This window comes from Pseudomonas sp. CM27, assembly GCF_013179515.1.
In the GTDB taxonomy this organism is placed as follows: Bacteria; Pseudomonadota; Gammaproteobacteria; order Pseudomonadales; family Pseudomonadaceae; genus Aquipseudomonas.
In genome coordinates this window covers 1-6,528 of record NZ_JABMCN010000056.1, presented here as the reverse complement: position 1 = coordinate 6,528, position 6,528 = coordinate 1, and the positions used below count along the sequence as shown (strand labels likewise).

General features: G+C 65.4%; 7 protein-coding genes. 3 read left to right on the top strand and 4 right to left on the bottom strand.

Annotated features, from left to right (window positions below; genetic code table 11):
- Both HP547_RS09500 and HP547_RS09495 read left to right on the top strand, forming a co-directional pair.
- The coding region (locus HP547_RS09500) for an ATP-binding cassette domain-containing protein (RefSeq protein WP_172286152.1) at positions 1-545 on the top strand (545 nt) is incomplete at its 5' end.
- Entirely contained in the window at positions 542-1,333 is a 792-nt protein-coding gene (locus HP547_RS09495) for an ABC transporter permease (protein WP_172228697.1), read from the top strand. The genes HP547_RS09500 and HP547_RS09495, both read left to right, overlap by 4 nt.
- A gap of 36 nt (positions 1,334-1,369) precedes the next feature.
- Here HP547_RS09495 and HP547_RS09490 read toward each other — a convergent pair whose 3' ends face one another.
- A complete protein-coding gene (locus tag HP547_RS09490) occupies positions 1,370-2,569 on the bottom strand; it encodes a sugar transporter (protein ID WP_172286151.1) in 1,200 nt (399 codons plus the stop codon).
- Between the two features lie 202 nt (positions 2,570-2,771).
- Here HP547_RS09490 and HP547_RS09485 point away from each other — a divergent pair, with 202 nt between their 5' ends.
- Positions 2,772-4,088 carry a hypothetical protein gene (locus tag HP547_RS09485; RefSeq protein ID WP_172228701.1) on the top strand — a complete coding sequence of 439 codons (1,317 nt, stop codon included), beginning with the start codon at positions 2,772-2,774 and terminating at the stop codon, positions 4,086-4,088.
- Between the two features lie 164 nt (positions 4,089-4,252).
- Here the strand turns inward: HP547_RS09485 and HP547_RS09480 are convergent, their stop codons facing one another.
- From HP547_RS09480 to HP547_RS09470, 3 genes are all read right to left on the bottom strand, one after another.
- Positions 4,253-5,068 (bottom strand): sugar phosphate isomerase/epimerase, encoded by an 816-nt coding sequence (locus HP547_RS09480; protein WP_172286150.1) that lies wholly within the window; start codon positions 5,066-5,068, stop codon positions 4,253-4,255.
- 30 nt (positions 5,069-5,098) lie between these two features.
- A complete protein-coding gene (locus HP547_RS09475) occupies positions 5,099-6,151 on the bottom strand; it encodes a Gfo/Idh/MocA family protein (RefSeq protein WP_172286149.1) in 1,053 nt (350 codons plus the stop codon).
- Between the two features lie 140 nt (positions 6,152-6,291).
- The coding region (locus tag HP547_RS09470; RefSeq protein WP_218583472.1) for an IclR family transcriptional regulator C-terminal domain-containing protein at positions 6,292-6,528 on the bottom strand (237 nt) is incomplete at its 5' end.

Sequence of the window (6,528 nt, the reverse complement as noted above, 5' to 3'; positions counted from 1 at the left end):
CGCTGCGCGACCAGCCACGCGCGGCCTTGCGCCAGCTGGGGGTGGTGTTTCAGCAAAGCACCCTGGACCTGGACCTCAGCGTCGAGCAGAACCTGCGCTACCACGCGGCGCTGCACGGCCTGTCGCGGCGTCAGAGCAGCCTGCGGGTGGACGCCGAACTGGCCCGCCAGGGCCTGGGTGAACGCCGCCGGGACCGCGTTCGCGAGCTGAACATCGGCCATCGGCGCCGGGTGGAAATCGCCCGTGCGCTGCTGCATGAACCGCGCCTGCTGTTGCTGGACGAAGCCAGCGTCGGCCTTGACCCGGCCAGCCGGCTGGCGCTCAACCAGCACCTGCGGCAGCTGTGCCGGGAACACGACCTCAGCGTGTTGTGGACCACCCACTTGCTGGACGAAGTACAACCGCACGATGACTTGCTGATCCTGCATCAGGGGCGCCTGGTGGCCAGCGGCACGGCCGATAGCCTGAGCCTGGCGCACGGTGGCGACCTCGATGACGCCTTTGCTTGCTTGACCAGCACGCCCTCAGGAGCCCATGCCCGATGAACGCTTACTGGCAATGTTTCAATGGCATCCTGCAACGCGAATGCCTGCGGTTCGTGCTACAGCGCACGCGCTTGCTCAGCGCCCTGGTGCGCCCGCTGCTGTGGCTGCTGGTGTTCGCCGCCGGCTTTCGCGCGGCGCTGGGCATAGCGATCATCGAGCCCTATGACAGCTACATCCCCTACGAGGTGTACATCATCCCCGGGCTGGCCTGCATGATCCTGCTGTTCAACGGCATGCAGGGCTCGTTGTCGATGGTATATGACCGGGAAATGGGCAGCATGCGGGTGCTGCTGACCAGTCCGCTGCCACGACCGTTCCTGCTGGCCAGCAAGCTGCTGGCAACCTCGCTGATTTCGCTGCTGCAGGTGTATGCCTTTCTCGCCATCGCCTGGTTGTACGGCGTGCAGCCACCGGCTGGCGGGTTGCTGCTGGCGCTGCCGGCGTTGTTGCTGGTGGCCCTGATGCTCAGCGCCCTGGGGTTGTTGCTGTCGAACGCGATCCGCCAGTTGGAGAACTTTGCCGGGGTGATGAATTTCGTGATCTTCCCGCTGTTTTTCCTGTCTTCGGCGTTGTACCCGTTGTGGAAAATGCGCGAGGCCAGCCAGTGGCTGTACTGGCTGTGTGCGCTCAACCCCTTTACCCATGCCGTGGAGCTGGTGCGTTTTGCCCTGTATCAGCGGCTGAACCTGCTGGCGCTGGTGGTGTGCCTGGGGTTGACCGTGTTGTTCAGCTTGCTGGCGGTAGTTACCTTCAACCCCCAGCATGCGGCGCTGCGCAAGCCGCGCTGACAGGGGCTGAGGGCTATCGATTGGCGAGGGGGGTGTTCAGCTGCTTACCGCCTCCCGAAACCGGCGGATGCTGGCAACGGCCAGCAGCAACCCGACCACCGCCACGCTTCCCCCCACCAGGCCGATTTGCGCCACGCCCGTCTGGCTGCTGACGATACTGCCCAACAACGCTCCACCGCCGATGCCGATGTTGTAGATGCCCGAGAACAGCGCCATGGCCACGTCTGTGGCGTCGGACGCCAGCTTCAGGGTCTTGGCCTGCAACGCCAGGCTGAAGCTCAGGATCGCCACACCCCAGAACATGCTCAGCGCAGCGAACAGGTAGAAGTTGCCCGACATTGGCCACAGCAACAGCAGGCACGCGGCGAGCACGCCGATCGAGCCGACCAGGAAACCCTGGGGGAAGCGGTCGCTGTAGCGGCTGAACAGCACCGATCCGAACACCCCGGCACCGCCAAACAGCAGCAGCAACAACGTGGTGCGCTCGCCACTGATCTGCGCCACGTGCAGGGCGAACGGCTCGATATAGCTGTAGGCGGTGAACTGCGCGGTGATCACCAGGGTTACCAGCACATAGGTAATGACCAGCGCCGGGCGCTTGAACAGGATCGGCAGGCTGCGCAGCGAGCCCGAATTCTGGCTGGGCAACAGCGGCAGCGATTTCATCAGGCACAGCATGGTGACCAGCGCCACCCCGGCAATGCTCAGGAAGGTGATGCGCCAGCCCAGGGCCTCGCCCACCACACGGCCCAGCGGAATGCCCAGAACCATGGCCAGTGTGGTGCCGGTGGCCAGCAGGCCCAACGCCTTGGCCTGCTGGCCCGGTGGCGCCACACGCACCGCCAGCGAGGCGGTGATGGCCCAGAACACCGCGTGCGCCAGGGCAATGCCGATACGGCTGACCAGCAGCATGGCAAAGCTTTGCGATAGCCACGACAGCAGGTGGCTGACAATGAATACCAGGAACACGAAAAGCAGCAGGCGGCGCCGTTCGATATTGCGGGTCAGCAGCATCATCGGCAGCGAGGCCAGCGCCACCACCCAGGCGTAGATGGTCAGCATCAGGCCCACCTGGGCGGTGCTCATGTCGAAGCTACGGCCGATGTCGCTGAGCAACGCCACCGGGACGAATTCGGTGGTGTTGAAGATGAAGGCAGCCAAGGCCAGCGCGATCACGCTCAGCCAGCTGCCGCTGCCCGCCGTCGGCGGCAGGTGGGTGGGTATGGGTCCGTTCATGGTGGAAACCGCTTCTCCGCACAAGGCGACAGGTCGCACGCCGACCACCCGCTTGCAGGGGTGACGACGTACGCTTTGTTATGGATAGGAATGGCCGGCATGGTACGCGTCAAGCCGGGGCCTCACAACCGCAAGGCAGGCAGAAGGAGTACCATGAGCGCTTTGTGTGAAACGCGTTTGCAACAAGGAGCCCGATCCACTCATGGACAAGCAGCACCCCCAGCAGCAGTGGCAGCAGGCGGTCATCGCCTATGCCCAGGCCGTCAACGACTACGTCGCGCAGGGCCGCGCGCAAGGCTGGGACAACCTCGAGGCGCCGCAGCCGCCGGCCACCGGGCACCTGCTGGATGCCTGGCAGGCGGCCCTGCAGGCAGCCAACCGCCCTGGCGTCGACGCGCAACAGCGCCAGGCCTTCCGCCAGGCCTGGCCCCCTGCGCACCACCCCCTGGTGCCGTTGCTCGATGAACACGGCCAAGGCATCGGCAACGTCCTGCTGCTGGAGGACGGCAGCCTGCTGGCCCGCATCGGCATGCCGCATGAGAAAGGCCAGGTGGTGCGAATCGACCAGCACGGGGTGACCCCGGTGATCGGCACAGACCACTTCGGCCGTTGCCCCGCTCGGCGCTATTTCGCTTTGGCCAATGCCGAGGGCGTGCGTGTGACCGATGGCTGGGGCGGTCCGCAGGTCCAGCGCCTGGCCTGGCCCACGGGGCTGGAGGGCTTGCCGCCCGGTTACCCGTTCGAGCCGTTCGATTTGCCCCCCACGCCAACAGCGCTGATCCCCTTCCCCGATGGCCAGCGGGTGCTGCTGGTGAGTGCCGAGGGTATCTTCGTGCTGGCCGGCCAGGGTGCGACCCGCCTGCTGCCACACCAGGCGCGGGTACTCGATGAACTGGCCGAAGGCACCGAACCGGAAGACATCAGCCTGGGGCTGAGCATGGAGCATGCGGCAATCTCGGTGGATGGCCGGCTGATCGTGACCGGTGAGCAAGGCAGCCGGCACCTGGTGTTCAATGACCGGCTCGAACCACTGGCCGCAATCGGCCCTTGCAGCGAGTACCCGCACTTTGCGCTGTTCAACCGTGCGGGCGACCAGGTCATCCTCAATGCCTGCCACTTCTACAGTGGCGCCACGCTGGCGGTGAGAGTGGCCGATCTGCCGGGGCTGGATACCGACTACTACAGCCAGGACCCACGTACCCCGTTGATCCAGGAAGGTGCACGGGTGTACGCCGGGGTCGCGCGCGACGGCGAGTATATCGTCGGCGATGCCTATGGCTACCTGCGGGCATTTGGCGAAGATGGCAATGAGCATTGGCAGCATTACCTGGGTTCGACCATCAGTGCGATGGATGTCAGCGCCGACGGGCGTACGCTGGTGGCGGCGAGCCATGCGGGGATTGTTTCGGTAATTGCGCTGGACAGCGGGCGGCCGGCTTGGCAGATCGGCACCGGGGCGCATGGCGAGGTGCGGCGGTGGTTGTTCTGGAAGGGGTGGGACCGGGCGATGGCCTGGTAATTGAGAGCGCCCGCATCTTTGTCGCCTGGCCTCTTCGCCGGGGATCCTGCAGGGAGCGCTTCGGGGCGGACAGGTGCTTGCCGCAAGCGGTGCAGTGCCTGTCAGCCCCGATGCAATTTGTCAAAGTCGTAGCGCCCCCAGGACCCACGCATCCCCCAACCTTTTCAGACCAAGGCCAACACCGCCATGGCCTTCTCCAGCGCCATGCGCGCACGCTGCTCACCGCTGATACCCTGCTCCAGCAACTGCCGCGTAGGGATTTCCAGGCTCAGCGGCACGCTGGCCGGCAATGCCCGGAGCAAGCCGACCAGGTCGGCATCGCCCTCGCCCGGGAAGCGCCGCTCGTTGCGGGCCTGGCGCAGGATCTCGTCCATGTCGGCCGGTACCGGACCGGCGACGTCGCACAGCTGGGCATAGCGCATGCGCTGCGGCGCCAGCTGCAGCAGGTCGTCCAGCGACGAGCGAGAACGGTTGACGTGGAAGGCATCCACCAGCACGCAGCCATTGGCTCGGTCGGCGTTGGTCACTACCCGCATGGCCTGGCGCAAGTCAGGCACGTCGGTCCAGGGCATGAACTCCAGGTGCGGATGAATACCGTAACCCGCCGCCAGGTCGCACAACACGGCAAAGCGTTCAGTCAAACGTGCTTCGTCCGGGTCGTTGCCCGCCACCAGCAATTCGCTGCCACCCAGCTCGGCACCCACCGCCAGGATCGGCTCGAAATCGGCTACACAGGTTTCCGGCTTCAGGCGCAGGATCTCCAGGTCGAGCACCTTGATGCCGGTGTCGCGCAGGCGCGCCTGGGTCTGCCGGCGCAGGTCGGCATCGGCGACCAGCGGGAAGTGCTGCTCCTGTTCGGTGGCCGGCACCAGGCGTAGGCCGACATGGCTGTAACCGGCGCGGGCCGCCGCCTCGATCATGTCAGGCGGGGAAAGCTCAAGCACCGTCAAGGCGGCCAGGGAGAAAATTCGATCAGTCATTTATCGTCACCAGAAAACAGGGAGGTCGGGTCAGGCAATGTGTTCAGGCGCGCAGGCCCGACCGCTTTGCGCGGCCTGGCGAATTGCTTCGATCAGCGCCAGCGTGCGGCCGCCATCGGCGGCATCGATCAGCGGTGCCTGTTCACCACGGGCCACGCGCACGAAGTGTTGCAACTGCAAGGTCAAGGCTTCGCCCGCAGGGACGCGCTCCTCACTTTGCAACAACGGCGTGTGCCAACCCGCGCCGGCTTCGGCGTAGTGCCAGCGCTTGAGCTGGGGAATGCTCAGAGAACCCTCGGTGCCGGCCAGCAGGTAGCAAGGTTGGCCGTCCTGGCGTGGGTATATCGGGCTCTCCCCCGAATCCAGCTCCCAACTCCAGGGCGCGGCCACCGCGTCGGAGCCGGTCAGGCTGCCCAACGCACCATTGGCAAACTGCAGCAGCACGGCGGCGCTGTCTTCATTGGCAAAACCGCGTACATCGTTGCGGGTGAACGCCTGCACCTGTACCACCTCGCCGCACAGGTGGCGCAGCAGGTCGAGGTCATGGATCAGGTTGGTCAGCAAAAAACCCGCCCCCGGTTCGCGGCGCCAAGGGGTTTCAAAGTAGCTGTCGGGTTTTTGCAGCTGCCACAGCGCGGTGACGTTGATCAGCCGGCCCAGTTTGCCGTCGGTGATCACCTGGTGCGCCTTGGCGATCAGCGGGTTATGGCGGCGGTGGTGGCCCACCAGCACCGGCACAGCCCGGCGACGCGACGCCTCTACCAAGGCTCGGACTTCATCCAGATGCACACCCACAGGCTTTTCCACCAGCACCGGTACGCCGGCTTCGACGCAATCCAGCGCGGTGGCGACATGCAGGTTGTTCGGGTTGGCGACGATCACCGCCTCGGGGCGCACGCGCTCCAGCATCTGGCGGTGGTCGGCAAAACAGGGCACGCCGCATTCGGCGGCGAAGGCCTCGGCCTGCGGGCCCGGATCGGCCACCGCACAGAGCTGGGCCTGCGGCACATTGAGCAAGTGCCGGTAATGCTGGCGGCCCATGATGCCGGCGCCGATCAAGGCAATACGAAGGGGTGCGTTCAACAGCCTGTCCTCTTGTCTTTGTTGTCGAGAAATTTATGAAACGCTGTTCCACAATTCACATATGACAATTTAGAACCAAGTTCAGCTTTTCAGAAGAAGCCGTAGAGCAGACTGTGCGGTAATCGACCGGAAATGCGTTATCAGGCAAACAGCTCACTGGCCAGGCTGGCCGCCGAAAGCTCTTGCGCGGCTGCCAGCAACAGCGGCGCCAGCTCTGCCAGGCGGCCTGGCGCCAGGCGCGCACTGGGCCCGGCGATGCTCAGCACGCCGATGACCTCGTCACTTTGCGGGCGGCGTACCACGGCGGCCAAGGCCGAGGTGCCGATGGCCGAGGTCTGTTCGACCCAGGCATAGCCACGTTCGCGGGCGCCCTGCAG

Coding starts and splice junctions, on each gene's coding strand:
- HP547_RS09495 (WP_172228697.1), top strand. CDS start 542: ATGAACGCTTACTGGCAATGTTTCAATGGCATCCTGCAACGCGAATGC.
- HP547_RS09490 (WP_172286151.1), bottom strand. CDS start 2,569: ATGAACGGACCCATACCCACCCACCTGCCGCCGACGGCGGGCAGCGGC.
- HP547_RS09485 (WP_172228701.1), top strand. CDS start 2,772: ATGGACAAGCAGCACCCCCAGCAGCAGTGGCAGCAGGCGGTCATCGCC.
- HP547_RS09480 (WP_172286150.1), bottom strand. CDS start 5,068: ATGACTGATCGAATTTTCTCCCTGGCCGCCTTGACGGTGCTTGAGCTT.